General features: G+C 62.5%; 28 protein-coding genes. 17 read left to right on the forward strand and 11 right to left on the reverse strand.

What is annotated here, in order from left to right; all coding sequences use genetic code 11:
• The 16 genes from CCR96_RS18175 (at position 1) to CCR96_RS18250 (ending at position 11,588) form a co-directional block, all read left to right on the forward strand.
• Positions 1-384: a type III secretion system chaperone gene (locus CCR96_RS18175; RefSeq protein WP_201221964.1), complete on the forward strand. Its 384-nt coding sequence runs from the start codon at positions 1-3 to the stop codon at positions 382-384.
• Between the two features lie 123 nt (positions 385-507).
• Positions 508-960 (forward strand): CesT family type III secretion system chaperone, encoded by a 453-nt coding sequence (locus tag CCR96_RS18180; RefSeq protein ID WP_201221966.1) that lies wholly within the window; start codon positions 508-510, stop codon positions 958-960.
• Between the two features lie 30 nt (positions 961-990).
• The gene (gene sctD / locus CCR96_RS18185) at positions 991-2,469 is read left to right on the forward strand and encodes a type III secretion system inner membrane ring subunit SctD (protein WP_201221968.1); all 1,479 of its coding nucleotides are present in this window, start codon (positions 991-993) and stop codon (positions 2,467-2,469) included.
• Complete coding sequence (locus CCR96_RS18190) at positions 2,466-2,717, forward strand: EscE/YscE/SsaE family type III secretion system needle protein co-chaperone (RefSeq protein WP_201221970.1); 252 nt, start codon at positions 2,466-2,468, stop codon at positions 2,715-2,717. The genes sctD and CCR96_RS18190 overlap by 4 nt, the downstream gene beginning before the upstream one ends.
• A gap of 74 nt (positions 2,718-2,791) precedes the next feature.
• Positions 2,792-3,007 (forward strand): EscF/YscF/HrpA family type III secretion system needle major subunit, encoded by a 216-nt coding sequence (locus CCR96_RS18195; RefSeq protein ID WP_201221972.1) that lies wholly within the window; start codon positions 2,792-2,794, stop codon positions 3,005-3,007.
• A gap of 40 nt (positions 3,008-3,047) precedes the next feature.
• Positions 3,048-3,428, forward strand: coding sequence for an HrpB1 family type III secretion system apparatus protein (locus tag CCR96_RS18200; protein WP_201221974.1), 381 nt, complete (start codon positions 3,048-3,050; stop codon positions 3,426-3,428).
• 5 nt (positions 3,429-3,433) lie between these two features.
• The gene (locus CCR96_RS18205; protein ID WP_201221976.1) at positions 3,434-3,859 is read left to right on the forward strand and encodes an EscI/YscI/HrpB family type III secretion system inner rod protein; all 426 of its coding nucleotides are present in this window, start codon (positions 3,434-3,436) and stop codon (positions 3,857-3,859) included.
• A gap of 17 nt (positions 3,860-3,876) precedes the next feature.
• The gene (gene sctJ / locus CCR96_RS18210; RefSeq protein ID WP_201221978.1) at positions 3,877-4,641 is read left to right on the forward strand and encodes a type III secretion system inner membrane ring lipoprotein SctJ; all 765 of its coding nucleotides are present in this window, start codon (positions 3,877-3,879) and stop codon (positions 4,639-4,641) included.
• Positions 4,634-5,305, forward strand: a complete 672-nt coding sequence (locus CCR96_RS18215; protein WP_201221980.1) for a SctK family type III secretion system sorting platform protein — start codon at positions 4,634-4,636, stop codon at positions 5,303-5,305. Before sctJ ends, CCR96_RS18215 begins: the two co-directional genes overlap by 8 nt.
• Positions 5,284-5,934 carry an HrpE/YscL family type III secretion apparatus protein gene (locus CCR96_RS18220; protein ID WP_201221982.1) on the forward strand — a complete coding sequence of 217 codons (651 nt, stop codon included), beginning with the start codon at positions 5,284-5,286 and terminating at the stop codon, positions 5,932-5,934. Before CCR96_RS18215 ends, CCR96_RS18220 begins: the two co-directional genes overlap by 22 nt.
• 32 nt (positions 5,935-5,966) lie before the next feature.
• Positions 5,967-6,308 (forward strand): STAS domain-containing protein, encoded by a 342-nt coding sequence (locus CCR96_RS18225; protein WP_201221984.1) that lies wholly within the window; start codon positions 5,967-5,969, stop codon positions 6,306-6,308.
• The gene (locus CCR96_RS18230) at positions 6,305-6,754 is read left to right on the forward strand and encodes an ATP-binding protein (protein ID WP_201221986.1); all 450 of its coding nucleotides are present in this window, start codon (positions 6,305-6,307) and stop codon (positions 6,752-6,754) included. Before CCR96_RS18225 ends, CCR96_RS18230 begins: the two co-directional genes overlap by 4 nt.
• Before the next feature lie 43 nt (positions 6,755-6,797).
• A complete protein-coding gene (locus CCR96_RS18235) occupies positions 6,798-7,793 on the forward strand; it encodes an ABC transporter substrate-binding protein (protein ID WP_201221988.1) in 996 nt (331 codons plus the stop codon).
• Complete coding sequence (locus CCR96_RS18240) at positions 7,793-9,739, forward strand: SpoIIE family protein phosphatase (protein WP_201221990.1); 1,947 nt, start codon at positions 7,793-7,795, stop codon at positions 9,737-9,739. The genes CCR96_RS18235 and CCR96_RS18240 overlap by 1 nt, the downstream gene beginning before the upstream one ends.
• A gap of 66 nt (positions 9,740-9,805) precedes the next feature.
• On the forward strand, positions 9,806-10,858 hold the full coding sequence (locus CCR96_RS18245) for a cyclopropane-fatty-acyl-phospholipid synthase family protein (RefSeq protein ID WP_201221992.1): 1,053 nt from the start codon (positions 9,806-9,808) through the stop codon (positions 10,856-10,858).
• Positions 10,859-10,943: 85 nt separating this feature from the next.
• A complete protein-coding gene (locus tag CCR96_RS18250; protein ID WP_201221994.1) occupies positions 10,944-11,588 on the forward strand; it encodes a hypothetical protein in 645 nt (214 codons plus the stop codon).
• Here CCR96_RS18250 and CCR96_RS18255 read toward each other — a convergent pair.
• Positions 11,533-13,491: an SLC13 family permease gene (locus CCR96_RS18255; RefSeq protein WP_201221996.1), complete on the reverse strand. Its 1,959-nt coding sequence runs from the start codon at positions 13,489-13,491 to the stop codon at positions 11,533-11,535. The two genes, CCR96_RS18250 and CCR96_RS18255, sit on opposite strands and share 56 nt — an antisense overlap.
• Before the next feature lie 315 nt (positions 13,492-13,806).
• On the opposite strand from CCR96_RS18255, the gene CCR96_RS18260 reads away from it, so the two are divergent.
• Entirely contained in the window at positions 13,807-14,214 is a 408-nt protein-coding gene (locus CCR96_RS18260) for a globin domain-containing protein (protein ID WP_201221998.1), read from the forward strand.
• Positions 14,215-14,222: 8 nt separating this feature from the next.
• On the opposite strand, the gene rfbC is transcribed toward CCR96_RS18260, so the two are convergent.
• From rfbC to CCR96_RS18310, 10 genes are all read right to left on the reverse strand, one after another.
• Entirely contained in the window at positions 14,223-14,780 is a 558-nt protein-coding gene (gene rfbC / locus CCR96_RS18265) for a dTDP-4-dehydrorhamnose 3,5-epimerase (protein WP_201222000.1), read from the reverse strand.
• Positions 14,777-15,661, reverse strand: a complete 885-nt coding sequence (gene rfbA / locus CCR96_RS18270; RefSeq protein ID WP_201222002.1) for a glucose-1-phosphate thymidylyltransferase RfbA — start codon at positions 15,659-15,661, stop codon at positions 14,777-14,779. Before rfbA ends, rfbC begins: the two co-directional genes overlap by 4 nt.
• Before the next feature lie 13 nt (positions 15,662-15,674).
• On the reverse strand, positions 15,675-16,733 hold the full coding sequence (rfbB, locus tag CCR96_RS18275) for a dTDP-glucose 4,6-dehydratase (protein WP_201222004.1): 1,059 nt from the start codon (positions 16,731-16,733) through the stop codon (positions 15,675-15,677).
• Positions 16,734-16,859: 126 nt separating this feature from the next.
• The gene (locus tag CCR96_RS24730; RefSeq protein ID WP_242519189.1) at positions 16,860-19,274 is read right to left on the reverse strand and encodes a RelA/SpoT family protein; all 2,415 of its coding nucleotides are present in this window, start codon (positions 19,272-19,274) and stop codon (positions 16,860-16,862) included.
• A complete protein-coding gene (locus CCR96_RS18285) occupies positions 19,246-20,613 on the reverse strand; it encodes a DUF1015 domain-containing protein (RefSeq protein ID WP_201222006.1) in 1,368 nt (455 codons plus the stop codon). The genes CCR96_RS24730 and CCR96_RS18285 overlap by 29 nt, the downstream gene beginning before the upstream one ends.
• Before the next feature lie 131 nt (positions 20,614-20,744).
• Positions 20,745-21,767, reverse strand: a complete 1,023-nt coding sequence (locus CCR96_RS18290) for an amino acid ABC transporter substrate-binding protein (RefSeq protein WP_201222008.1) — start codon at positions 21,765-21,767, stop codon at positions 20,745-20,747.
• Positions 21,768-21,880: 113 nt separating this feature from the next.
• Positions 21,881-22,219, reverse strand: coding sequence for a DUF2782 domain-containing protein (locus CCR96_RS18295; protein ID WP_201222010.1), 339 nt, complete (start codon positions 22,217-22,219; stop codon positions 21,881-21,883).
• A gap of 574 nt (positions 22,220-22,793) precedes the next feature.
• Positions 22,794-23,933 (reverse strand): hypothetical protein, encoded by a 1,140-nt coding sequence (locus tag CCR96_RS18300; RefSeq protein ID WP_201222013.1) that lies wholly within the window; start codon positions 23,931-23,933, stop codon positions 22,794-22,796.
• A gap of 32 nt (positions 23,934-23,965) precedes the next feature.
• A complete protein-coding gene (locus CCR96_RS18305; RefSeq protein WP_201222015.1) occupies positions 23,966-24,487 on the reverse strand; it encodes a hypothetical protein in 522 nt (173 codons plus the stop codon).
• A 183-nt stretch (positions 24,488-24,670) separates the two neighbouring features.
• Positions 24,671-25,336 carry a PEP-CTERM/exosortase system-associated acyltransferase gene (locus CCR96_RS18310; protein WP_201222017.1) on the reverse strand — a complete coding sequence of 222 codons (666 nt, stop codon included), beginning with the start codon at positions 25,334-25,336 and terminating at the stop codon, positions 24,671-24,673.
• Between the last annotated feature and the right edge of the window lie 70 nt (positions 25,337-25,406).

Consider the following 25,406-nt stretch of genomic DNA (forward strand, 5'->3'; position numbering starts at 1 on the left):
ATGGACGATCTGGAAGACTTCAAGACCATCGCGCGAGCCGGCGCGCGGCAGCTCGGGTTACCGGAGCCGCTGTTCGATGCCGATGGTCAAGCGTTGCTCCCGCTCGGCGAGGATCTGACGCTGATCCTGGCCTTCGACGAGTTCGATGGCGACGCTCTGTTGATCCTGCCGCTGACCGCAGGGACGCATCCGATCGAGGGTCAGGAGGCGTTGCGCCTGCTGGAGGCCGGGTATCTGGGACAGGGGTTCAGCGGCGCAGCGGTCGGACTCGATCCGGTCACCCGGACGCCAGTGCTGTGGCGGCGGCTGCCGGTCGCTGGCTTGACGGCCGAGCGGCTGGCGCGCGCCATCGAGCTGTTGGAACGTCATGTGTTGATTGATTGACGATAACCCTGAGCGAGGATTTTGAATCATGGATTTCAAGATCGAAAGAGCCCGCCATCTTGGCTCTGTTGATAACCTCAATCGTCGCCACCTCAAGGATTTCGCCGAGAACCAGGAGGGCAAATGCCGGCCTCGACACTCGAATCGCTCATGACGCACTTTGCCGCGCGTCACACTCTCGATCCGCTCACAGCAGATGCCGATGGCGGTTACCATTTGCGGATCGACGAGCGCCTCGACATCAGGCTGTTTCAGAGCGGCGGACAGATCCTGCTGGAGAGTTCACTCGGACCCTTGCCACCGGATGACCCGCCGGAGCAGCTGGAGCGGACGCTACATCTCCAACTGACGGCGATGTCCGAGCTGGAGGAGGTGTTGACCCTGAATCCCGAGGACGAGACCCTGGTGCTGTTCAGGCGCCTGCCTGCCGACCGCCAGACACTGGAGGATTTTGAGGGCGCGCTCGAAAGGTTCGTCAACCAGCTCGAGCGCTGGACGCGCGAACTCTCCCAACCTGCGTCATCCTCGGCTCCGACGACGCCGCCCCTCCCAGCCCTGCAACTGTTTTTCCCTTAATTCTAGATGGGCGCATCGGCTGATCGCTCGATGGCCTTCGAGGTGCGCTCGGCCGGTTGGGTGGTTCGTCTGCTCACGGGTTTGCAGCAGGGCGCCGAGGCCCCCTTGTCGGACGGGATCGACTATGTGCTTGGCCGCGACGAGGCGTGCGACCTGGTGCTCTGGGACGAGTTGGTCGCGCCGCGCCATCTGCTGTTGCGCGCCGAATCCGGAGGGATGCTGCGGGTGCGGGCCTTGGAACGGCCGCTCGTGCTGCGCGATCAGCTCCTGGAGCCAGATGGCGTGCTCGAACTCGCGACCGCCGCGACACTGCGCGCGGGCGCCTTGGTGCTGGCGGTGGGACCGCCCGACACCGACTGGTCCGGACTCATGCCTCCCGATACGCCATCGCCTGCCGGATCGAACCAGGCCCCCGATCAGCCACTGGAAACGCTGACGGAGTCAGACGCCGCGAAACCTCCGCTAACGCGCGAGGCACCTGAGACGATCGCTGATTCACCGGATAGCGAGCCCCCGAGCGCGTTGGCCGTGATCCGCTCCTGGCCGCCGATGGTTAGCATGACGGCTCTGCTCCTGGTCGGCATCTTGCTCATTGTGCTGCTGATCCTGCTTGGCGTCTTCTTCGCGGCAGGGTCGACGCCGGAGGCAGTTCCTTCGACTGATGCGACACCGGCTCAGCGCGTCGAGCACGCTCGTGCGTTGGCCGAACGCGCCGGTATCGACAACCTTGAGATCGACGTCGGCCACTCTGGCGTACTGACGCTGCGCGGCTATAGCGCGACACGCGCCCAGCGCGACGCCTTGACCGAGGCCTTGCTCGCCGAGGGGGTGCGCGTGGATAACCGGCTCTGGCCCGAAGATCGCCTGCGGGAGACGCTGCGTGTCACGCTGGAACGGCTTGGCGCTCAGCATCTGAGCTATACTTATCGAGGACAGGGCGAGGTCGGTGTTGAGGGTATTCTCCGCCCCGGGCTCACGGCCGAGCGACTCGCGCGCACGCTGCAGGCCGATATCCCTGGCATCCGCCGCGTCGACACCGAGTTGCAGCCGATTGAGCCGCTGTTAGAGGATTTGCGGGCGGAATTGCGCGCGGCTAGGCTTGATCAGAAGGTGGCGTTCACCTCTGAGGAACCGCCCGTGACCCTGAGTGGGCTATTGAACGCGCGTGAGATGAAACACTGGAATGCGATTCAGGAGCGGCTCGCCGCGCGTTATCCCGAGCTGCCGCCGCTGGTATCAGGCGTCATGCTTGATGAATATCGGGCGCCTCCGGCGTTGTCCGACGCGTCCAGTTCGGAGGCCCCCATGACAGAGCCGCCGATTCGGGTGGTCGGCGTCCTGATTGGGAGCGGCACGGCGGCCTACGCGGTACTCGAGAGCGGCGAACAGGTCAGGCGCGGCGAGCGCATCGGCGGACGCTATGTCGTCGAGGAGATCCGTTTCGATCGCGTGATCGCGAGCGCGGATGGGCAGCAGCATATCTTTCCCGTGGGAGTGAGTCACCGATGACCGAGCATCACCAAGATCAAGATGAGCCCTGGTTCGAGATTGAGCGCCGCCTGCGCGACGATGACGAGGGGCGTGAGCGCGACGCGCTCCAGCAGCGATTGGAAGAGGCGGCACGTGCCGTCAAGCGACAGATGGACGTCGGTGTATCGACAGCGGAGTTCGGCGGACTGCAAGCGATCCATCAGGGATTGGAGGCCGGAATCGACGTGATCCAGCGCGTCTGGCGCGTGCACCACCCGCGTGCCTGAACGAACCGGCCTGAACAGCGGTCGTCGATCATGGCGACATGACCTTTCATCCATCGATCAATGGGAGATATCGTATGACCATCAGCGTTGGCTCACTGATTGGCGCGCTTGGCAAGGAAGAGCAGGCGATCCAGGACAAACTCAACGATCCGGATTTCAAGGCGACCGACTCGAAGCAAATGCTCGAAATTCAGATGCGCTTCAGCAACTACCAACAGATCAGCGGCATCACCTCCGCGATCATCAGCGACCTGAAGCAGGCCGCGCAAGGCGTGATTCAAAAGGTTTAGATCACTGATCCCAGTGACGGCATGACGCAGAGGCGCGGGCATGGATATCGATGAAGATCTGGTTCGACTGTTGGCCGAGTTGGCCTCGATCGCTGGCGGGCGTTGTCTCGCCGAGCAGACCGAGGCGCTGGTTGGGGCGCTGGCGGTCTTGCGACCCGACAGCGAGCGGCCTGACCTGATTCAGGCGCTGGCCTGTTTGAATCTGGGTGATGCCGAGGGCGCGGAGCGCGTCCTGCGCGATCGCGCGCTCAAGACCAACCCAGCCGGCAGCATGGCGATGGCCTATCTGGGGCTGGTGTTGCATCAACAAGGGCGGATTGCCGAGCGCGATCAGGTCTTGCGTGCGGCGCTGGATGGGGAAGATGGCGATGAGGATGCAGCGAGGCTTGCGCGCCGTCTGCTGAACACGGCGCCTGGCTGAGTGTCATGATCGACGCGATTGCCCCCTACGCGACGGGGCCGTTGGCCAGCTTGGAGCCCGTGCCGCTGATGATGGTGCCGGCGGCACTGCCGGCCGTCGGCGCCGCCGATCAGGGGCGCTTCCAGAGCGCCCTACAGCCTCTCGAAGCACCCAATAACCCGCCTTTCGTGCCGAGTCCGCTATCGGTTCCGACCGACCTTCCCGCCTCGCCCGGCGATGTGATCCTGCAAGGACTAGAGCGTCTGCGCGGCAACTATCGCGAGGTATCCGCCGAGATGACGGCCGTCGCCAATCAACACACCTCGGTCTCGCCGCAGGAACTCATCGGGTTACAGATGCAGATGGCACAGGTCACGCTCGGCACGCAACTGATTGGTCAGGTGGCGAGCAAGCTGGAGCAGAATCTGAATACCTTGCTGAAAGGCTCCTGAGTGGCGTGTCCCGCTCGATGCATCAGATCGGTCGTGGACTGAGGCGTTGGCTGATCGGTTGCCTGTGCTTGCTGCCGTTGCTGACGGGTTGTCAGAAGGTCGAACTGTATTCCAACCTCTCCGAGCGCGAGGGCAATGAGATCCTGGCCGTGTTGCTGGATCATGACATTGCCGCCGCCAAGACCGTCACCAAGGAGTTGGTGACCATCAGCGTACCCGAGGCCGATGTGGCCTATGCCATCGAAGTCCTGCTCCGCCAGGGGCTTCCGCGCGAGCGCTTCACCGATCTCGGGCAGATCTTTCAGAAACAGGGCCTGATCTCGTCGCCGATGGAGGAGCGGGTGCGCTACACCTATGGGCTGTCGCAGATGCTCGCCGAGACCCTGACTCAGATCGATGGCGTGCTCTCGGCGCGCGTGCTCATCGTGCTGCCCGAAGACGCGCCCTTCGGTCAGACAGCGCCACCCGCGTCGGCCTCGGTGTTCCTCAAGTACCTGCCCGGCATGGCGGTCGAGGAGTCCGTCCCACGCATCAAGACGTTGGTGCAGAACAGTGTCGATGGTCTGAGTTACGACAACATCTCGGTCGCGCTCTTCCCAAGCGCCGATGCGTTTCTGGACGGTAAGGGCATCCAGCCGCCGGAGCATCCGCCGCGATCGCCTTGGCCAGGCATTGCCATCGTGCTGGCGATGCTGTTGGCCGCGTCGTTGGGCGCGGCGGCGTATCTCGGGTGGAGGATGCGTCACCCGCGCCGCGTGTCGGAGACGGCCACCGATGGTTGACGCCTGTCTCGGGCTTCCCGGATCACCCTGGTGTGAGCGCGCGCTGATCTTCAACACACAGCCGACGTGCTATCTGCACCGTTCCTGGTGCGAGCGGCTACCACATCGTGAACTGGCGCGGCGGCTGATGGCCTGCGCGCGCGCCGAAGCCGCGCTATCAGGCTATCTGCTGCAGTCCTTCGAACTCGAAGGGCGCTACGTGGAGGATTTCAGCAACCCCTGGGCGCGGCTGGCCTTGCTCGAAGGCCCCTGGATTGAGCGTCTTCTGCGCCGGATCGGTCTGGCGCTGCAGGCGTCGCGTCTTAGGCTCGAACTCTCGGGCGAGCGCTTGCGGCGCTTCAAGTCGGCCTTGAGCGCCGAGGATTGGAACTTCGTGATGCGCGAGACGCCGCTGCTGGGTCCGATTCCGGTCTTCGATGCCGAGCCGCGCGTGCCGGACGCCGATCCCGCGACCCGGTTTGCGTTGATCGGAGCGCACTTCTGCGTGCTGCAGGGACTCGGCGCCATGGACGCAGCGCTGATCCGCCGTCTGGCGCTGAAGCTGCCCGCCGATTGGGCGCCGACCTTGAGTGCGGCCTGGGTGCCGGGCTCGAGCGCATTGCCGCCCATCCTGCGTCGATTACTTCGGGAGTTGCCGCCGGCATGGACCCCTTTGTTCGCCTGACCGATCGCGTCCTGAATCTGGCCCCGGAGACGCGCCTGCTGAAACGAGCCGATTATCAGCGCTTCGTCATGGCCGGCGAGATCCTCGCGGCAGCCGAGCACGAGGCCGAGCAACAGCGTGCCGAGACCGAGCGCGAACAGGCGCGGCGTCTTCAGGCAGGTTATGAGCAGGGGTTGGCGCAAGCGCGCCTGGAGATGGCCGCGCGGATGCTCGAAACGGTCGAGCGCACGGTGGACTATCTCGGCGCCGTCGAGCACCGAGTGGTGGAGCTGGTCATGATGTCGGTGCGCAAGGTGCTCGGCGACTTCGAGGATGCGGAGCTGAGCGCGCGCCTGGTGCGCCAGGCGCTGCAGGTGGTGCGCAACCAGCCGCAGGCGACGATCAGAGTCTGTCCAGCGCAGGCCGAACAGCTCCAGCAGCGGCTCAATGAGCTGCTGGTGGGTTACAACAGCTTGCGAATGGTCGAGGTGGTTCCTGATCCTCGTCTGGGACGCGGTGATTGTATCCTGGAGACCGAGATCGGCGTGGTCGATGCCAGCATGGAGACACAGCTCAAGGCGCTGGAGCAGGCCCTGCGATCGCGTTTGCAGAAACAGGGGGAGGCAGCGTCCCACGATCAGGGGCGCTGATCCCATTCATTTGAAGGCGAAGGGGATACAGGATGGAAATCGATGTCAGTCTCCAGGACGGTCTTCATGTCCTGACAATTTCCGGTCAACTCGATGCGCTCAGTGGGCCGGACTATGAGCAACAAATCAATCGTCTCGTGGCCGAGGGGGCAAGACGGTTGGTCGTGGATTTCGGGCCGCTGGTCTATATCAGCAGCGCCGGTCTGCGCGCCCTGCTCAACACCAGCAAGCCGCTGATGGCTCAGGGGGGTGTGCTGGTCTACGCCAATCTCCAACCCAGCGTGCGCGAGATCTTTGACATGACCGGCTTGCTGTCGCTGTTCCAGGTCTGCGATTCGGTGGCCGAGGCCATTGCGCTGGTGCAAGCGCCATGAGCGTCGTGTCGCGGCGCTTGCCGGCCACCCTCGAGCAGTTGATCGAGGCACGGGCCTTTCTGAAGTCCTTGGCCGAGCAGGCGGGACTCGATGCGCGGCTCATCGGGCGTCTCGGATTGGCGCTCGAGGAGGTCTTCGTCAATGTCTGCCACTATGCCTATCCTCCCGATCGGCCGGGCGAGATTGAGCTGCGGATCAGCGCCGACCGCGATTGTTTCATACTCGATGTGCTCGACGATGGGCAACCCTTCGAGCCCGAGACCCTGCTGGAACCCGACCTGTCGGCACCGCTGGCACAGCGCCCGATCGGTGGGCTGGGCTGGTTCCTGACCCGTCAGATGGTGAGTGAACTGCGCTGTCGACGGGAGCAGGGGCGCAATCTGGTCTCGTTGATCATGCGGCTGGCGGACGAGGAACGGTCTGCGTCCGCTCCTGGGCATGGTTGAGCCGCTGCCAGGATGGCGCGCGCTGTCTCAAGGAGGGCGCGGCATGTCCCGTGGAGCATTGGGTTGCGCATGGCGGTGGGTGCCGCTGGCCATGCTGCTGGTCATCGCTCCCCAGATCTGGGCAGGGAGTGACGCGACGGCGCCGCTAACGCCGCTGCGGCTCATGCTGGCCTGGCAGCCGCAGGCCCAGTTCGCTGGCTACTATGTTGCGCTTGAGCAGGGTTTCTACCGCGAGGCTGGAATCGAGCTGACCATCCTGAGCGCGGACCGGGGACGTTCAGCGTTGGCCGCCTTGCGTGCGGGCGAGGTCGATCTCGCAGTGGTCTGGTTAGCGGCCGCCATCCGGGCGCGTGCGGAGGGTACGCCACTGGTCAATGTCGCACAGCTGTTGCCGCGTTCCTCGGTGGTGCTGATCGCCCGCGTCAGTTCCGGCGTGCAGCGTCTGTCCGATCTTGGCGGCCGGCGCGTCGGGGTGTGGAGGGGTGATGCAGCACTTCCGGTCGAGGCGCTGCTGCGCAAGCAGAATCTGGAGGTCGAGCGCGTTCCGCAGTCGACCACGATCAATCTCTTTCTGCGTGGCGGGGTCGAGGCCATGTCGGGGATGCTGTACAACGAATACCATTGGCTGATCGATGCCGGCTTGGAGCCAGAAGAGGTGATGGTGTTCCCGCTGGCTGAGCATGGGATCGATTTTCCCGAGGATGGGCTTTATGTGTTGGAACAGACACGGCGCGAAAAATCCGCTGTGATCGCTGCCTTCGTCGCCGCGACCCGGCGCGGTTGGCAGCAGGCCTTTGCCGATCCGGAGGGCGCGCTCGACATCGTGCTCCGGCGCCAGCGCGCAGAGTATGTGCCCGCCAATCGCTCGCATCAGCGCTGGATGCTGGAGCAGATCCGCGCCGTCATGGGCGAGCCGGGCGAGAACGGCTGGGATTGGCGGCTAGGTCGCGAGGATGTCGAGCGGGTCGCTCGGCTGATGCAACGCCTGGAGATGATCGATGCCGTTCCGTCCGACATCGAGCGCCTGATGCTCGAATGATGGCGCGTTTCTCCTTCTCCGGCATTGGCGCGCGCCTGGCGCTTTACGTGACGCTGTGCGTGGCGGTCATTCTTGGCGCCAGTCTGGGGTTTTATCACTATCAGGCGCGTGAGCTGTTGTTGCAGCGCTTGCAGGAGAATGCCAAGAATCGCTCACTGGCGCTGGTGCAGCGTGTGGAACTCGTCCTGTCCTCGGTGCGGCTCGCGATCGAGACCCTGGCCGGCACGCTTGAATCGGCGTCTCTCGGTCGCGATGACGTGCCTGGACTCATGCGCCATACCCTGGAGATGAACCCTCCTATCTTCGGGATCGTCATGGGCTTCGAGCCATCGGTTCTCGGCCATCCTGATAAACGGTACGTGCCCTATGTCTTTCGTCGTGATGGGGGGATCGAGTTGAGTGTCGAACCCGGCGCTCATGATTATCTGTTCGAGGATTGGTATCAAATTCCGCGTGAACTGGGGCTGCCGGAATGGAGCGAGCCCTATTACGAGCTCGATGATGGCAATGTGCAGTTAATCGCCACGTTTTCGCTACCGGTGATGCAACCCAAGCCGGATGACCAACGTCCGCGCGGGATTCTGGCCGCCGATATTGCCCTCGATTGGCTCACGCGCGAACTGGCCGAATTCAAGGTGCTCCAGCATGGCTTCGCGGTTCTGATCTCGCGTAACGGCACCGTCCTGAGCCATCCCGATACCGACAGCATCATGAATGAAAACCTGTTCAGTCTGGCGGCGGCCTGGCGCGATCCCGCGTTGCGCGAACAGGCACGGACCATCATCGGAGGTGGCGAGGGTTTCATTCAGAGCACCCCCTTGTTAGGGGTGATGGCGCACATCTATTACGCCCCCATCGCCGCCTCCGACTGGACGCTCGCGATCGTGTTTCCCGAGGATGAACTGTTTCGTGACATCAATCGTCTGACGCTCAACGCCGCCATCGTTGGCGGCCTGGGTTTGGGGCTCTCGCTGCTCGTCGTGCTGTCGATCGCTGGCTCCATCAGTCGACCATTGCGCGTGCTCGCCGGCTCGACCGAGCGCATCGCGAAGGGCGATTTCGAGGCCCCTTTGCCAAAGGTGCAACGAGACGACGAAGTTGGGCAGTTGACCGATTCATTCGCCACCATGCGCACGGCACTGCGCCAGCACATCGACTGGCTCAAGACGACGACAGCGGCCAAGGAGCGTATCGAGAGCGAGCTGGCCATCGCGCGCGACATCCAGATGTCGATTCTGCCCAAGCTGACTCCGCCGATCTCGAATCGGGACGAATTCGATCTGCGCGCGCTCATCGTGCCGGCGCGCGAGGTCGGCGGTGACTTCTACGATGTCTTCCCGCTCGATGAGCATCGTCTCTGCTTTCTGATCGCCGACGTCTCGGGCAAGGGCGTGCCGGCGGCGCTGTTCATGGCCGTGACCAAGACGCTGATCAAGGCGACCGCGCGCGATAGAGACGGCCCGGCTGAGATTCTGACTCAGGTCAATGCCGAGTTGGCCGCCGACAATGCCAGCAATATGTTCGTCACTGTCTTTTGCGCTGTGCTCGATGTGCGCACCGGCGATCTGGAATACACCAATGCCGGCCACAATCCGCCGGTGCGGATCGGGACGAATGGCCACCCGCAGTGGCTCAAAGGCAGGCCGCAATTGCTGCTCGGCATCATGGAGGGCGTGGTCTATCGGTCGGCTTCGCTGCGTCTGTCCCCCGGCGAGCGGCTGCTGCTGTATACCGACGGCGTCACCGAGGCCATGAACGGGCAGGATGAGTTCTATTCCGATGCACGTCTGCTCGACACCCTTGCATCCGCGCCGCAGCCGGATCTGGTGAGCCTGCTCGCGATGCTGCTGAGCCATGTCCAGTCCTTTGCCGGCGAGACGCCCCAGTCCGACGACATCACCCTGCTGGCGATCGAGTATCACGGCTCAGAACCGATCGCTCCCTGATTGTAAACAAACGCCCGCGCCAATACCTGACGGTTTATGCTGAAATCGTCGACACCGGAGTCATGAATGCCGATCTCTGAGACCCTGATCATCTCGCTGGTGGAGCGCGGCATCGTGCCCGATCCGATCATCCGCGCTGGCATTCGTCAGCGCCTGCGCAAGACCCTGGCCGAGCTGCCGATGCATGATTGTGAGCGCGCCGCTGAGCACAAGGAGGCCTTTATTACGATGATGGACTTGTCCCCGGTCGCGGCCGTGCCGGAGCGCGCCAACGAGCAGCACTACGAGGTGCCGGCCGAGTTCTTCGCGACGGTGTTGGGTCCGCGGCGCAAATACAGCAGCTGTTGGTGGCCAGATGGAGTGGGCACCTTGGCCGAGGCCGAGGAGGCGTCACTGGCCGAGACCGCGCGCCGCGCAGGCATCGGCAGCAACATGGCTGTGCTGGAACTGGGCTGCGGCTGGGGCTCGTTCAGTCTCTGGGCCGCCGAGCATTTCCCGTCGAGCCAGTTTACTGGGGTGTCGAATTCCAGCTCGCAGCGCGCCTACATCGAAGGCGAGGCCAAACGACGCGGGATCGAGAATCTCACCGTGATCACCGCCGATATGAACGCCTTCGCGATCGATCAGGGGTTCGATCGCATTGTCTCACTCGAGATGTTCGAGCATATGCGCAACTGGCGCACCCTATTCGGTCGCGTGCACGACTGGCTCGAGCCCGGCGGGCGCTTTTTTATGCACGTGTTCTGTCATCGTGACCATCCCTATCCCTACGAGGACACCGGGCCGGATGACTGGATGAGCCACTACTTCTTCGCCGGCGGCATCATGCCGAGCGATGATCTGCCCCTGCACTTCCAGCAACGGCTGCAGCTGATCGCTCGCTGGCGCTGGGATGGGCGTCATTATGAGAAGACGCTCAACGCCTGGCTGGCGCAGATGGATGCCGCGCGGGCCGAGGTCTGGCCGATCCTGGAGACCACCTATGGCAAGAATCAGGTCGGCATCTGGTGGATGCGCTGGCGGCTGTTCTTCATGGCCTGTGCCGAGCTGTTTGGGCTTCACAAAGGGCAGGAATGGTACGTCGGGCACTATCTGTTCGAGCGTCCAGCGTCAGGGTGAGTGCTCGATTTTTGCGGGTGATCTGGGGCAGCTGGCCATGTTGACGACTGCGCGCCGACAAGTCCCATCCAGGAGCCAGGGGCGGTTGTACGTGACGACACCCGCGGGTTGCTCCGCGAAGGCTGCGTGGCGATGGCTGCGGCGGTTGGCACTGGCGCTGCTCTGCGTCAATGCGCTTGCCGTTTCGCTTGCCGGTTGCTCGGCGAGTCATGCTCCGGTGGACCTCAATCTGGTCTTCGTTGAGGTGACGCCGATGGACTACGCGCGCATCCTCTGTCAGCTCGAGCCGATGGTCGAGCGCCATACCTGTATGACCTCGGTGGTTGGCCACTATCGCGAGCATCGAAACCGGGACATTGCGCCGATGGAGGCCGTTGATGGTCCCTTCGTCGCCTTCATCGATAAGCAGCTTTACCGCGGCAGCTATGTCTCGAATCCCTTCGCCGCCGCCTTCTCAGTGAGCAACGGCAAGTCGATCTGTCGTGGGCGCTATAACGCCTTTGCGGGCGATACAGAAGCCGTCTTTCGTCTCCGCTGCGATGACGGCAGGGAAGGGTGGGCGCAGATCGTGCTCGATCAGACCGGGCGCAATGGCATTGGCAAGCTCTGGATGGCAAGCGGCTCCACTGGCGACATCGTCTTCGGCTATGCCGCCGTTGGTGGCGCCTTTACTTTTAAAACACCAGGTTCAGCATCAACAAAGAGACCACCAGGAATAGCACCGTCATGATGCCGCCAGCGCGCAAATAGTCCGGCACCCGATAACCGCCTGGGCCCATGATCAGGGCGTTGACCTGATGGGTCGGGATCAGGAACGAGTTCGAGGTGGCGATGCCGACCGTCAGCGCGAACACCGCAGGATTGGCGCCAGCGCCAAGCGCCATGTTGACCGCCAACGGCACCAGCAGCACGGTCGCGCCGACGTTCGACATCACCAGGGTGAAGAAAGTGGCCAAGAGTGCGAGTGCCGCTTGGATCACCCAGATCGGCACGTCGCCGAGCGCCACCAGTGTCTCCTGCGCGATCCAGGCCGCGGTGCCCGAGGTCTCGACCGCGAGGCCGAGCGGAATCAGCGATGCGAGCAGGAACACCGTCTTCCAGCTCACCGCCTCATAGGCCTCGTCGATCGATAGCACCCCGCTCAGGATCATGCCGACCGCTCCGGTCAGCAGCGCGACTGAGAGCATCAGGTCAGTGAAGAGAACTAGCCCGAGGGTGATCGCGAAGAACAGCAAGGCGATCGGTAGCTTGTGCGGACGCAGTTCCTCGTGCGGGTACTCGGTGGTGACGATGACGAAGTCGCGGTCGGTCTCGAGCCGGGCCAGATCCGTCCAGGCCGTGTGCACGACGAGGGTGTCGCCAGGCTTGAATGGCATATCGCGTACGCCACCCGTCGCATAGGTCAGGGTCTCGTCACCGCGCCGAATGGCCAACAGCGAGAGGCCATAGACCTTGCGCATATAGACATCGCGCGCTGACTTGCCGACCAATGCGGAGCCTGGCGGGATGACGATCTCGGCGATACCGGCCTTGGTCGCGGAGAGGGCCTCGGCGAAGGTCTCGAGTTCGGGGCGTGGCTCGATCCCGGTCTCGGCGAGGAAGGCCTTGAAACGCTCCGCGGTGGCCAGGATGCCAAGCAGCGTGCCTTGCTCGATACCGAGACTACGATCGACCCCAGAGGCGCCGAGGCGCACACCGTCGCCCTTGTCGACGGCGACGATACGCAGGTTCCAACGCCGCTCGATCTGATCGACACTGAGTCCGGCAACCAGGTTGTCGGCTGGAACCCGCGCCTCCTGAATGCTGAAGTCGCTGACGCCATAGGTCTCGGCGTAATAATCCATCGGGTCGCGGGCCTGCAGCAGCTTGTCGGTGCCGCGCGCGGGCAGCACGAAGCGGCCGGCGAGCACGAAGTAGAGGATGCCGGTTGCCACCAGTGCAAGGCCGATTGGCGTCACCGAGAACAGCCCGAAGGTCTCCATCTGTTGGTCTGGGGGGAGTCCTTGATTAGTGGTCTTGATGAGGTCGTTGAGCAGGATCAGCGGACTTGACCCGACCATGGTGATGGTGCCGCCGAGGATGGCGCAAAAGCCCATTGGCATCAGCAGCCGTGACATCGGCAGACCGGTGCGGGCCGAGATGCGGCTGACCACCGGCAGGAATAGGGCGGCGGCGCCAACGTTCTGCATGAACGACGAGATGACGCCGACGGTGCTCGAGACCAAGGGGATGATGCGCGCCTCGGTACTGCCGCCGATGCGCATGATGAAGCCGGCGACCCGCGTCATCAGGCCGGTCTTGTCCAGAGCGGCGCCGATGATCATCACTGCGATGATCGAGATCACCGCATTCGAGGCGAAGCCATCGAAGAGATTGGCCAAGGGCACCAGACCGGTTTCCAGACCCATGAGCGGCGCAGCGAGTGTGGTCAGCCCGAGCAGCACCATTATGCTGATCGCGGCCACGTCAACTGGCACCACCTCGAATGCGAACAGGAAGACCGTGAGCACTAGGACCGCCATCACCCAGGCGATCTCGATCGAGGGCACCTGCCCGGCGAGCCAGATCGCGAAGACCGCCAGCACGACGCCGGCGAGGTCGGTGAAGCTGATCCCCTTCAGCAGTTTACCCATGCAAGAATTCTCCTAAGGTCTAGACCTGCGATCACGCCAAGACGGTCGGATCGCTGCTCGGTTTATACTGAGTGGCGACGCTGATAGCTTGTTAATGCTATTGCTAATGCTCTTGCTAATGCTCTTGCTAATGCTACTGAAACCCGGCGTGCCTCGCTTGGCCGATTGCAATCTGGGCGAATACCGACATAGATCATTTGCCGCTAACAGATCGCCGCGTGTCGGTCCGAGCGTGCGTTGAAGCCTTGCTCAGGCTGGCCTAGTATCAAGGTAGTGCGCAACCACAGCGCACCAACCAGCATCGGTGGACCCTCAATGCATCCTGATACGGCCTCGCGCGTTCGGCAATCTTGGGCGCTGATCCTGCCGCAGCGAAAAACTGTTTGTTGCGATTTCTACCGACGCCTATTCGGTCTTTTTCCCGAGCTTAGGCCGCTGTTCAAGGGCGAGATCAGCGAGCAAGCCGATCTCTTTGTCACGATGATCAACACCGTGATCAGCGCACTCGAGCATCCTGAGCGAGTACGGCCCTTGATCGAGATCCTGGGGGCGCGCCATGCAGACTATGGGGTCCAGCCTGAGGATTATGCAAAATTCGAGCGGGTCCTCATCGAGACCTTAGGTGATGCGCTAGGCGATGAGCTGGATGCTGAAGGGCTGGCCGCTTGGCGCGAGGTGTTTGAAACGCTCGCGCAGACCATGCAAGCTGGTGCAGCGCATTAAGCCTGAAGTCAGCCAGCGCTCGGCAGCTGCTCGGCCGGAATCTCGCGCAGCAAGGGGGCGTCGCGATCCTTGTCCGACAGAATCGGCTGAATGCCTGTCGGCCAGTCGATGCCGATGTCGGGGTCATCCCAGCGCACGGCAAACTGCGTCTCCGGATGGTAGGTATCGGTGCACTTGTAGCTGAAGATCGCCGTGTCGCTGGTCACCAGATAGCCATGCAGGAAACCCGGCGGCACCCAGAATTGGTGCTTGTTCTCGGCGCTGAGCTCGGCGCCGACCCAGTGCCCAAAGGTGGGCGAGCCCTTGCGCACATCGACGGCGACATCGAACACCGCGCCGGTGATCACCTGCACCAGCTTACCCTGTCCGTGGGGATGTTGAATATGCAGCCCGCGCAGGGTGCCATACCCCGAGAAGGCCTGGTTGTCCTGCACGAAGACCGGCCCGATGCCCTGCTCGGCGTACCGCTCTTGCTGCCAGGTCTCGCAGAACCAGCCACGATGATCGCCAAAGACCTTGGGCTCGATCAACAAGACATCGGGGATGGCGGTGGCCGTGATCTTCATGGCGCAGGTCCTCGCGTGATGAGTCCGAGCAGATAGTCGCCGTAACCGCTCTTGCGCAGGGGCTCGGCCACTGCGCGCAGGGCCGCGTCGTCGATCCAGCCGTTGGTGTAGGCGATCTCCTCCGGGGCGCAGATCTTCAGCCCTTGGCGCTTCTCGATGGTTTCAATGAAATTGGCCGCCTCGATCAGCGATTCATGGGTGCCGGTATCGAGCCAGGCGATACCGCGGCTCAGACGCTCGACATGCAGCTGACTCTGCTGCAGATAGCGGCGGTTGAGATCGGTGATCTCGAGCTCACCGCGTGCCGACGGCTCGAGCTCAGCGGCATAGTCGCAGGCCTGCTCGTCATAGAAGTACAGGCCGGTGATGGCGTAATTGGAGCGCGGCTTGGGCGGCTTCTCTTCAAGCCCAATCACCCGCCCCTCGGCATCGAGTTCGGCGACGCCATAGCGCTCTGGATCACGCACCCAGTAGCCGAAGACGCTAGCGCCCTCGGTGTGGGCTGCGGCGGCGCGCAGATGGGTGCGCAGGCCGCCGCCATAGAAGATGTTGTCGCCGAGGATCAGGCAGGACGGCGCACCGGCCAGGAAATCGCGACCGATGATGAAGGCCTGCGCCAGCCCCCCTGGCTCCGGCTGCACCGCGTAGGTGATCTGGACGCCCCACTGGCTGCCATCGCCCAGCAGCTTGTGGAAGGCCGGCGCATCGTGCGGCGTGGTGATCACCAGCACCTCGCGGATGCCAGCCATCATCAGCACCGCGAGCGGATAGTAGATCATCGGCTTGTCGTAGACCGGCAGCAGCTGCTTGCTGATGCTCAGCGTGAGCGGATGCAGCCGGGTGCCGGAGCCGCCGGCGAGGATGATACCCTTTCGCTTCATCTGGTTTTGCTCCTTATGCCTGGCCGCCAAGGCGCTCGCCGCGATAGCTGCCGTCGGTTACGCGCTGGGTCCATGCTTGGTTGTCGAGATACCAGGCCAGGGTGCGGGCAAGCCCGGTCTCGAAGGTCTCAATGGGCTGCCAGCCGAGCTCGGTCTGGATCTTGGTCGCATCGATGGCGTAGCGGCGATCATGGCCAGGGCGGTCGGTGACGAACTCCTTGAGCTGGTCATGCGGGCGATGCGGTGAGTTGGGCAGGGTCTCATCGAGCAGGCGACAGAGGGTGTCGACCACCTCGAGATTGGTGCGCTCGCTGTCACCGCCGATGTTGTAGACCTCGCCCGGCCTTCCGGCCTCGAGTACGCGATCGATCGCGCGACAGTGATCCTCGACATAGAGCCAATCGCGGATATTGCCGCCGTCGCCGTAGATTGGCAGTGGCTTGCCGGCAAGCGCTTTGGCGATCATCAGCGGAATCAGCTTTTCCGGAAACTGGTACGGACCATAGTTGTTCGAGCAGTTGGTCGTCAGCACCGGCAGCCCGTAGGTGTGATGCCAAGCGCGCACCAGATGATCCGAAGCGGCCTTGGAGGCCGAGTAGGGCGAGTTTGGCGCATAGGCGGTGGTCTCGGTGAACTTGCCGCTCGGTCCCAGCGAGCCGTAGACCTCATCGGTGGAGACGTGCAGAAACCGGAACGCCTCGCGCCGGCTCGCATCCAGCGCACTCCAGTAGGCCTTGGCGCTATCGAGCAGACTAAAGGTGCCGAGCACATTGGTCTCGATAAAGGCGGCGGGGCCATCGATCGAGCGGTCGACATGGCTCTCGGCGGCAAAGTTGACCACCGCATCGACCTGATACTCGCGCAGCAGATGTCCGACCAATGCCTGGTTGCCGATATCGCCTTCGATGAAGACGTGCCGCGGATCATCGCGAAACTCGGCGAGGGTATCCGGGTTGCCGGCATAGGTGAGTTTGTCGAGATTGATCACCCGCTCATCGCCTTGGCGCATCTTGAGGTGAACAAAGTTACCGCCGATGAAGCCGGCACCACCGGTGACGAGGAGTGTTTTCATAATCTGATGATGGAGCCTTCCTGAACAAGACGCTCATGATACCACTTCGGGCTTGATGCTCCTGCTCGGCGCCTTGGGCCGAAGTCGCTTTTCGCTGGCGTGATTCGTTACGATGCTCTGCCCCAGTCAACCACCGGTGCGGCGGACCTCGATCACATCGCTGAGCTGGCGCAGCTTGGCGCACACCTGCTCGAGCTGATCGATGTCGCTGACCTCGACCCGAAAGCGCATGCTGGCGCGGTCATTAGTGGCATCGGTTTGGGTCTCGGTGGCGATGACGTTGGCGTCCTCGTCGGCGAGCACTGAGGAGACATCGCGCAGGAGTCCCTTGCGGTCAGCCGCCGTAATGACGATGTCAACGGGGTAGGTGGCATGGTTGGGCTGTTCGGCCCATTCTACGTCGATCAGTCGCTCCTGCTCCTCGTCGGTCAGATTGGTGATGTTGCTGCAATTGGCGCGGTGCACAGCGACCCCGCGGCCACGGGTGATGAAGCCGATGATCGGGTCATCGGGGACTGGATGGCAGCAGCTCGCGATCTGGGTCATCAGGTCCGGCACGCCGGCGACCACGACCTCTGGCTGTCCCTGGTGCTGGCGCTTGCGTCGGCTCTGAGCAAGCTGCGCGCCCTGCTCGGACTCCGTCAGCGCGTCGCGGCGCTCGTGACGCGGCTCACCGACCTGACGAGCGGCGGTGCCGACTGACAGATCGCCACGGCCGATCGCGGCCAGCACGTCATCGCCGCGCTGCAGGTTGAAGCGCTCCGCCAGCTGATCTAGCGGTGGCTTGGCATCGATGCCGAGGCGCGTGAGTTCCTTGTCGAGCAGATTGCGGCCCTCGGTCAGATGGCGCTCAAAGTCCTGCTGCTTGAACCATTGCCGCACCCGGTTGCGCGCCCGCGAGGTGGTCAGATAACCGTGATGAATGCTCAGCCAGTCGCGGCTCGGCGAGGCGTTCTTCTGCGTGATGATTTCGACTGTCTCGCCATTGGCGAGCTTATGCGTCAGCGGCACGATGCGCCCATCGACCCGCGCGCCCCGGCAGTGATGACCGACCTCGGAATGGATCGCGTAGGCAAAGTCGAGCGGCGTCGCCCCCGGCGGTAGCTCCACCACCTTGGCTTGCGGGGTCAGCACATAGATGCTCGCGGCGACCTCCTGGTGCGTCGCTGCCGCGCGCGCTCGGGTTGGTGCTGGATCACCGCTAGCACCAATATCGGCCTGTGCGCCTTCTCCAGTACCTGAGCCGGCACTCGCATCCGCGCTCGTTTCACCACCAGCGCTTGCGTCGCCGTTCGGCTCGGCCTCCAGGGTGCGCTCCAACCAGTTGCGCATCAGCACGATGCGGCGCTGAAAGGCTGCATCATGCCCAGCGGCCTCTTTGTAGGCCCAATGTGCGGCGATACCGTATTCGGCATGCTGGTGCATCTCTGGGGTGCGAATCTGCACCTCGAGCACCTTGCCATCGGGTCCGGTGACCGCGGTATGCAGCGAGCGATAGAGGTTGCCCTTGGGCTTAGAGATATAGTCGTCGAACTCCTCCGGGATATACGGCCAGAGGCTATGGACCACGCTCAGCGCCGTATAGCAGTCATCCTCGCTGTCGACCATGATGCGCACCGCGCGCAGGTCGAAGATGCCGTCGATATCGACGCGCTTGCGCTGCATCTTGCGCCAGATGCTGTAGATGTGTTTCGGCCGGCCGGTGATGCTTGCCTGCAATCCGATGCGGCTGAACTCGCGCTGTAGGCTGTCGACGACCTCGGCGATAAACTGCTGACGCTCCTCACGACGCTCGTGCAGCAGACGCGCGATGCGTTGATACTCGCCGGGCTGCGAATAGCGCAAGGACAGGTCTTCGAGCTCCCACTTGAGCTGCCAAACCCCAAGCCGGTTGGCGAGCGGGGCATAGAGTCGCGTGGTGTCTTTGGCCAGCTCGCGCAGCCGTTCGGCTGACAGATGCTTGGCCGCGCGCATGAGATAGAGGCGCTCGGCGAGCACGATCAGGATGGCACGCACGTCTTCGGCGATCGCCAGCAACATGCGTCTGAGGTTCTCTTCGCGGCGCGCGTGCTCACGGGGCTTGTCGCGCGGTTTATCACGCGGCCCACTGCTCGCCTTCGGCTCCAGCTCGGCGAGCTGGGCGATGCGCCCCAGATCCTGAACCATGCGGGAAACGCCGGGACCGCAGTGTGCATTGAGCGTTGCCGCATCGATCTCGGCGCGGCCGATACAGCCGCCAAGCAGGGCGGCGCAAAGGGTCTCGGTATCCAGCCGCAGCCCCATCAGGATGTCGGCGGTGCCAAGCCGATGGCGCGCGGCGCTCTCGCCGGTCTCGAGCAGCTCGTCTCCCACGCAGCGTTGCATCAGCCTGATGGCATCGGCGATGCGGGCGCGGCCCTGCTCACCGTAGTGCGTTGGGATCTGCTCGAGCCAGAGCGCGGCGGCGGTGTCGTCGTCGATCTCGGCCGTGGGGAGGGCTGTTCGCGGTGTGACCATGGAGCCGATCGGCGCCTTACTCGAGTAGATGGCTGACCAGGCCATCGGCGAGCTTGGGCTCGAACCAGGTGGACTTGGGCGGCATCAGCGCGTCGGCATCGGCCACCGCCAGCAGGTCCTCCATCCGCGTTGCGGGCAGCGAGAAGGCCACCGCCATCTCGCCACTGTCGACGCGCGCGCTGAGCCCCTCGAGTCCGCGGATGCCGCCGACGAAGTCGATCCGCTCATCGCGGCGTGGATCGGTGATACCGAGCACCGGCTCGATCAGCTGATCGTGCAGCAGACTCACATCGAGTCGACCGATCGGATCGGTGGCTGGGATACGTTCAGGCGACAGGGTGAGCCGATACCAAAGTCCCGCTAGATAGAGACCGACCTCTCCACGCTCGGTCGGCGCCACCGGCTGCGCGCTTGGCTCGATGCGATAGGATGCCGCGATACGGTCGAGGAATCGATCAGGCTTGAGGCCGTTCAAATCCCGCACCACGCGGTTGTAGGGCAGGATGCGGAGCTGATCATGAGCGAAGAGCACGGCCAGAAAGTGATCGCTCGGCTGCGGCTTCGCCTCGCCGTCTGTCGTTGCGGCTGCCGTTGTCTTGTCGGTGGTGGTCGCGTCTGTCGTTGCCGTTGCTGTTGCCTGTGTCGTTGCGGTTGTATGTGTGGTTGGGTTCGCGTTTGCGTTTGGCGTTGCCTTGGCGGTCGCACTCTGCTGTCGTGCTTCGGCGACGCGCGCGGCGGCTGCGGCGCGGTGATGACCATCGGCGATGTAGAGTCGATCGACTGCGGCGAACGCCTGATCGAAGGCGGCGATCTCATCGTCGGCATCGATTGACCAGAGCTGATGACGCACGCCGTCGGCGGCGCGGATGTCGATGGCCGACGGACCTTGGCAGATGGCTTGCAGCCGCTTGTCGATGGCCGAGGCCGCACGATAGGCGAGGAACACCGGACCGGTTTGGGCGTTGAGCGCGCTGATCTGGCGCACGCGGTCCTGCTCCTTTGCCGGGCGGGTCAGTTCATGCCGGCGGATCTGGCCGTTGAGATAGGCTGCCACCGAGGCGGCGGCGACCAACCCGGTCTGCTGGTGCTCGCCAAGGCTCAGGCGATAGGCGTAGTAGCGCGGTGTTGGATCTTGTTGCAGGGTGCCGTCTGCGCGCAGCCGCTCTAGGTTCTCGCGCGCCTTGGCGTAAACCGCTTCGGAATAGGGGTCGGTGCCCTCCGGTAGATCGACCTCGGCGCGCGAGATGTGCAGGAAGCTCAACGGCCGCCCCTGCACCATCGCGCGTGCCTCAGCGGTGCTCATCACATCGTAGGGCGGCGCGGCCACCTCGGCGGCGAGCTCGGCACGCGGCCGGAGACCGGCAAAGGGTGCAATCAGGCTCATTGGCAATCCAGTCTGGCTTATTGGGACGATCGCTTTAGTGGCTGTCCATTTTCTACTTCCCGATAATCGCTCAACGATGGCCCACAAATCGGGAAGAAGTTGATGGATAGTTTCTTAGGGCGGAGGCGGCCTCAGCGCGGTGGCGGCGCGTAGAGGAGGCCACCCTGGGTCCAGAGCGCGTTCAGGCCGCGTTTGATGTTGAGCCCAGAGGCCTTGCCCAGGTTGCGCTCGAACAGCTCGGCATAGTTGCCAACCGCAAGGATCACCCGATAGCTCCATTCTGGCTCGATGCCGAGCACCTTGGCGCTCTCGCCGTCGAGATCGAGCAGGGTGCGCACCGCATCCGTTTGCGCACGCGCCTTGGCGGTGACGACATTATCCGAGCTGATGCCCATCTCCTCGGCGTTGATCAGCGTGTAGAGCGTCCAACGCACCAGATCCAGCATCCGCGTCTCGCCCTTGACGACCGCGGGCGAGAGCGGATCACGCGAGATCACCTCCGGCAGGATGCGCTGGCTCTCGGGCTGCTCGAGCCGAGCGCGTAGCGCGTAGAGCTGCGAGCGGTCGCTGGTCAGGGTCGTGCACTCGCCGTCAAGGTAGGCCTTGGTGGCGGCCTTGAGATCCGGGTACTGCGTCAGCTCCATCGGCATCTGATGGCGTTGAAAGTAGCGCTTGGCGCTATCGATACTGGTGGTGTCGGCGATGGCGCAGATCCGGGCGCCGCCGAGCTCGAGTGCACTCAGGGTGTTGGTCGAGCGCGGCACCATGAAGCCTTGGCCGTCGTAGTAGAGGATGGCGGCGAAGCTGACGCCTTGGGTCAGGTCGCGCGCCTGATTCCAAGTGGTATTACGCGCGAGTAGGTCGATCTTGCCGTCACGCAGCGCATCGAAACGCTCGGCTGTGGTCAGTGGGATCAGTTCGACCTTGTCGGCTGAGCCAAGGGCAGCGGCGGCAACGGCGCGGCAGAGGTCGACATCGATGCCGCTCCAGTCGCCGTCGTCATCCCGATAGGAGAGGCCGGGGATCTCGCCATTGACGCCACAGCGCAGCAGCCCGCGCTCGCGGACGTCATCCAGTTGGTCAGCGGCCGCTGCGAGCGGGGCGAGGAGCAGAACGAGCAAAAGCCCGAGGAGCCTGTAGGTCGTGAGTTGCATTGATCGAATCCTGTTCCTAAAAACCTAAACAAAGGGCTGACGGAGGTTTCTCGGCACTGCGCTCTCCGTTGATCGCGCCCGGGCGGGCGAGCAACGGGGGTCTTAGTCAGTGCTCACCAGGACAGCAAGGCCCATTGCGGCACTTGCATGTGGAAGCCCGGTCGTCCGCGGTTCCATTCCATATTGCCGGAGCCGTCGGTATCCACCAGATAGTAGGGGGCGCCGGCCGTGGGGGTGATCCGCACCATGTAGACGTTATTATTGACGCTGAACTCCTCGACGGTGCGGTTCTGATAATCACGAACGCGCACCTGAGGCGCGATATCGGCCTCGGTGACACGCAGATCGAGCTCACTCAGCGATGGCTGCGCCCAGGCGGTCGTTGTCAAGACCGCGACGCAGCCGCCAAGCAGACCGATGGCATGGGGGCGGCAGAACCTGAGTCGGCGCATGGGGTTTCCCGGCAGTCAAAATAAGCTGAGATGATAGCAGGAACGCTAAGCGGCCCGCCGCTCGCTCATTCTCCGGCAAATCCGTTCTCGCCTGCAGGCCAGTGGCGTGATGAGCCTGAGGCATGGAGTTGCGGGTCATGGCGAGATCATCGAAGATGCGGTGGAGGTTGTGCGCGAGTGCTGCGATTGTCGTCGAGACCGAGTCGTTGCTCTTGAGTCTTGATCAGCCCGACGATTAATCGGTGCCGCCGCATGATGTTTCTGGTCCGTGTCCGGTGCGCAAGGTGCAGCGGTCCTCATCCCAGTGCGACATGAAGGAAGTCGAGGTCGTCGCTCAGTGCGGTAGGGTTCCATCCAGGTAGCGCGCGTTTCGGTGCGCCCGAGCTGCAAGGTGTGTGAAGCGCTGGATGCTGGCGCGCCCCGGTTGGCGAAGTGTAGAAAACCTAAACTCTTTGGTCTTGGAGCCGGACACCGTTGCAAGCAACACATCATGATATTCCCTTACCCTGAAGGACAACGATTAAGGGTGTGCGCTGCGGTACGCGAGTGCACGGTCATTACAAATCGGGCGCGCTCAAAACCGCACGGCGAATTGAAGGCCGAATATGGACCAGTATCTAGAAATATCGCTAGGGTTTGGATTGTCCTCCAAAGGTAGCCAAGCGATACCGTTCACGTAATGATACTCGAGACGAGCCAAACCCCATTGTTTGAAACGCCAAGTCACGCCGGCTGTCAGATCCTTGGCGTATCTGAAATAGCTCGGCAATCCAGTGGTAGCCTGGTATTGCTTGCCGTCTCTGTCATCTCGGTCACTGAACAAGACGTCGTAACGAAGGAATCCCTCCCAGCGAGGCGTGAAACGGTATAGCCCTTCCACATACATGCTTTCGCCAACAGTTTGCGACCTCGCTCGGCCGAATCCCTTGGTATTGAATGCGCGGGGACCGAATTCGCTGGTTAGGCTGAAGTGCTCGGCATTATATTGTATGGAGAAGATAAGGGGCTTGAACAGAATTTCACCCGACGGAAGCGGATCGCTAAGACCGTCTGGATCATAGCTCACACCGACGTGGCCACCCGACATCCCCAGCCTCCAGCGCCCCCCGTCACGCTCGTACAGCAAACGCCCGAGAAACGAAAGATTGCTGTCGAGCCTTCCAGGAAAATCCCGGCCCAATAAAGCTTGCTCGACACCCACGGCCCCTGTCCTGGGATAGCCAATATTCGCCTGAAAATAGAAATCGCCGATGTCTGATCGAATGTCACTGTAGAACTGGATCGCATCGGAGGCCAAGGAAAAATCGCGCGTGCGATCGAAGTAAATCGATTGCGGCAGCAGGATGCTGGAGCGGGTGAAGGCAACGTCGCGGGTCTCGTTGAAGAAACCCAAGGGATTCAGCACGCGCCCTCCGCGCACGCCAACTTTCAGTGTAGGCGTGGAGATAGGGGAATAATCGATCAAGCCATAGTCCAATCGCACTTTGCCGTCGTCATTCTCGCCCGCTTTACGAGACGTGAGCTGGGCGGAAATGAGAAAATCTTGTTGCGGGCGCCACGAGCCATTGACCCCCAGCTCCCAGAAATCGAGCGATAATTCATCCTTGCTCTGGCCGAATAGATTGTTGCCAGTCGTAACCAACGGATTGAGCGCGGCGAAGCCATGCACCTGAACGCTTTTTGGGATCTCGGTGGCAAGACTGACGCTTGTCATCAGCCCTAGACCCAGTAACAGTATTCCATGTTTCATTGTGCCTTGATCTCAATGATACTGACGTCGTCCCGCAAGTAATCATCCGGAAGATAGCCGATTGCGCCCGGCGTCATCGTGACACGCTTTCGCATCTCCTCGACTGTAGCGACCTGGTTTGGAGCCTGGCCGGTTCCTGAAAAAACAAGGCGGTCCCAGGCTTGTTGGAGCTGATAGGCAAAGACCTGTAGTTTTTCCTTGGCGAACCGCTGGTGGATATCGGAATCCCCCTCCAGGACGAAGACCCGTACCGGCGTACCATCCGGCCATTTCAGGAGGCGCATACCGAAAATCAAACGGGCGGTCGTGAGGTCAAGCTCCCTAACTCCAACATCCTGATTGGCGGTGATCTCAAGCGCGGCCGCATGAGTAACAACGCTTGTGAGAAAGAGAACGACTTGACCTATCCGACGCGCGCCAAGAGCGAGTCTAAGAAAAGGAAAATGGCCTCTTTCGATGCGCATGCATTCAAGCCGCCGTTGGCGTCGGTAGCGGTGGCGGAAAAAGGTGTCCGCCATCGGTCAGGAGCTCCCACACAGGTTTGTTATTGTGATAAATCCGGGACATGAGGTCGTACACCGAGCCGAAATAGGATCGTCTGATGCCATGGTACTCAATCTCAGGCCCGATCGGCATCAGATGGCCTTGATCATCGCTTCGCCCATAACCCCGTGGCTTACTCAATTTTTTCGGCTTTATGCTCAAAAAATCAGTGCCTTGCGCCGCTTCCAGTAGAACTGAGGCAGCAGGTGGACGAACCGATGATCAAGGCCCATCAGATCGAGTCCAAAACGCCCCAATAAACGATTGAGTCTAGGCTCCATGCCAGCCAGCCAATGCGTGACCTCATGCTCGACGGATAGTCGCATTGTGGCTACCATCAGAGCCAAAACAGGATGTGGAAAATGGAGTCGGCACTGGTCTCCAGGTGGTCGAATCCCTTGCTCGCTGCCGAATTCAGTCGCCGCTTCACCCTTGCGCCGACGGAACGCGCTGCTCAGGATCAAGCGCGAGATCTCGGCTGTCGTTTCCCGGGGCATGTTGACGAGCACCGAGGCATCGAGTGAATCCTCGGCAAAGGCCTCAATCGGAAAGCGAGGAGGTTCTTCGCCCGGCTTCGCCAGCACCAGTCGCACGACTCCCGCCAACTGCTCGCTCGGTCGATGCTGAATCAGACAGTGGACGGCGTGACCGTCATACTCGTCGCGTTCCATCTGGTCGCTGAACCGCCACGACTCAAAGCCAGGGAGCTTGATCTCCTGACTGTAGACCTGGAAGCGCAGCCGGTAGGCCTCCTCCAACAGGTCAGGCGAGTTCGCCGGGATGACGTTGAAGTATTCCGAAAAGGCGTTGAGTAGGTCGTTCACAGTTGTTCTCTTAACTGGCAAGGCTGGAGGTAAACAAAGCCTAGTCGTCTATCGTGAGCATCAACACTTC

Source organism: Halochromatium roseum (genome assembly GCF_016653315.1).
GTDB classification, from domain to species: domain Bacteria; phylum Pseudomonadota; class Gammaproteobacteria; order Chromatiales; family Chromatiaceae; genus Lamprobacter; species Lamprobacter roseus.

Excerpts from the sequence above, each read along its gene's own strand:
- CCR96_RS18175 (WP_201221964.1), top strand. The coding sequence starts at position 1 with ATGGACGATCTGGAAGACTTCAAGACCATCGCGCGAGCCGGCGCGCGG.
- CCR96_RS18180 (WP_201221966.1), top strand. The coding sequence starts at position 508 with ATGCCGGCCTCGACACTCGAATCGCTCATGACGCACTTTGCCGCGCGT.
- sctD (WP_201221968.1), top strand. The coding sequence starts at position 991 with ATGGCCTTCGAGGTGCGCTCGGCCGGTTGGGTGGTTCGTCTGCTCACG.
- CCR96_RS18190 (WP_201221970.1), top strand. The coding sequence starts at position 2,466 with ATGACCGAGCATCACCAAGATCAAGATGAGCCCTGGTTCGAGATTGAG.
- CCR96_RS18195 (WP_201221972.1), top strand. The coding sequence starts at position 2,792 with ATGACCATCAGCGTTGGCTCACTGATTGGCGCGCTTGGCAAGGAAGAG.
- CCR96_RS18200 (WP_201221974.1), top strand. The coding sequence starts at position 3,048 with ATGGATATCGATGAAGATCTGGTTCGACTGTTGGCCGAGTTGGCCTCG.
- CCR96_RS18205 (WP_201221976.1), top strand. The coding sequence starts at position 3,434 with ATGATCGACGCGATTGCCCCCTACGCGACGGGGCCGTTGGCCAGCTTG.
- sctJ (WP_201221978.1), top strand. The coding sequence starts at position 3,877 with ATGCATCAGATCGGTCGTGGACTGAGGCGTTGGCTGATCGGTTGCCTG.
- CCR96_RS18215 (WP_201221980.1), top strand. The coding sequence starts at position 4,634 with ATGGTTGACGCCTGTCTCGGGCTTCCCGGATCACCCTGGTGTGAGCGC.
- CCR96_RS18220 (WP_201221982.1), top strand. The coding sequence starts at position 5,284 with ATGGACCCCTTTGTTCGCCTGACCGATCGCGTCCTGAATCTGGCCCCG.
- CCR96_RS18225 (WP_201221984.1), top strand. The coding sequence starts at position 5,967 with ATGGAAATCGATGTCAGTCTCCAGGACGGTCTTCATGTCCTGACAATT.
- CCR96_RS18230 (WP_201221986.1), top strand. The coding sequence starts at position 6,305 with ATGAGCGTCGTGTCGCGGCGCTTGCCGGCCACCCTCGAGCAGTTGATC.
- CCR96_RS18235 (WP_201221988.1), top strand. The coding sequence starts at position 6,798 with ATGTCCCGTGGAGCATTGGGTTGCGCATGGCGGTGGGTGCCGCTGGCC.
- CCR96_RS18240 (WP_201221990.1), top strand. The coding sequence starts at position 7,793 with ATGGCGCGTTTCTCCTTCTCCGGCATTGGCGCGCGCCTGGCGCTTTAC.
- CCR96_RS18245 (WP_201221992.1), top strand. The coding sequence starts at position 9,806 with ATGCCGATCTCTGAGACCCTGATCATCTCGCTGGTGGAGCGCGGCATC.
- CCR96_RS18255 (WP_201221996.1), bottom strand. The coding sequence starts at position 13,491 with ATGGGTAAACTGCTGAAGGGGATCAGCTTCACCGACCTCGCCGGCGTC.
- CCR96_RS18260 (WP_201221998.1), top strand. The coding sequence starts at position 13,807 with ATGCATCCTGATACGGCCTCGCGCGTTCGGCAATCTTGGGCGCTGATC.
- rfbC (WP_201222000.1), bottom strand. The coding sequence starts at position 14,780 with ATGAAGATCACGGCCACCGCCATCCCCGATGTCTTGTTGATCGAGCCC.
- rfbA (WP_201222002.1), bottom strand. The coding sequence starts at position 15,661 with ATGAAGCGAAAGGGTATCATCCTCGCCGGCGGCTCCGGCACCCGGCTG.
- rfbB (WP_201222004.1), bottom strand. The coding sequence starts at position 16,733 with ATGAAAACACTCCTCGTCACCGGTGGTGCCGGCTTCATCGGCGGTAAC.
- CCR96_RS24730 (WP_242519189.1), bottom strand. The coding sequence starts at position 19,274 with ATGGCCTGGTCAGCCATCTACTCGAGTAAGGCGCCGATCGGCTCCATG.
- CCR96_RS18285 (WP_201222006.1), bottom strand. The coding sequence starts at position 20,613 with ATGAGCCTGATTGCACCCTTTGCCGGTCTCCGGCCGCGTGCCGAGCTC.
- CCR96_RS18290 (WP_201222008.1), bottom strand. The coding sequence starts at position 21,767 with ATGCAACTCACGACCTACAGGCTCCTCGGGCTTTTGCTCGTTCTGCTC.
- CCR96_RS18295 (WP_201222010.1), bottom strand. The coding sequence starts at position 22,219 with ATGCGCCGACTCAGGTTCTGCCGCCCCCATGCCATCGGTCTGCTTGGC.
- CCR96_RS18300 (WP_201222013.1), bottom strand. The coding sequence starts at position 23,933 with ATGACAAGCGTCAGTCTTGCCACCGAGATCCCAAAAAGCGTTCAGGTG.
- CCR96_RS18305 (WP_201222015.1), bottom strand. The coding sequence starts at position 24,487 with ATGGCGGACACCTTTTTCCGCCACCGCTACCGACGCCAACGGCGGCTT.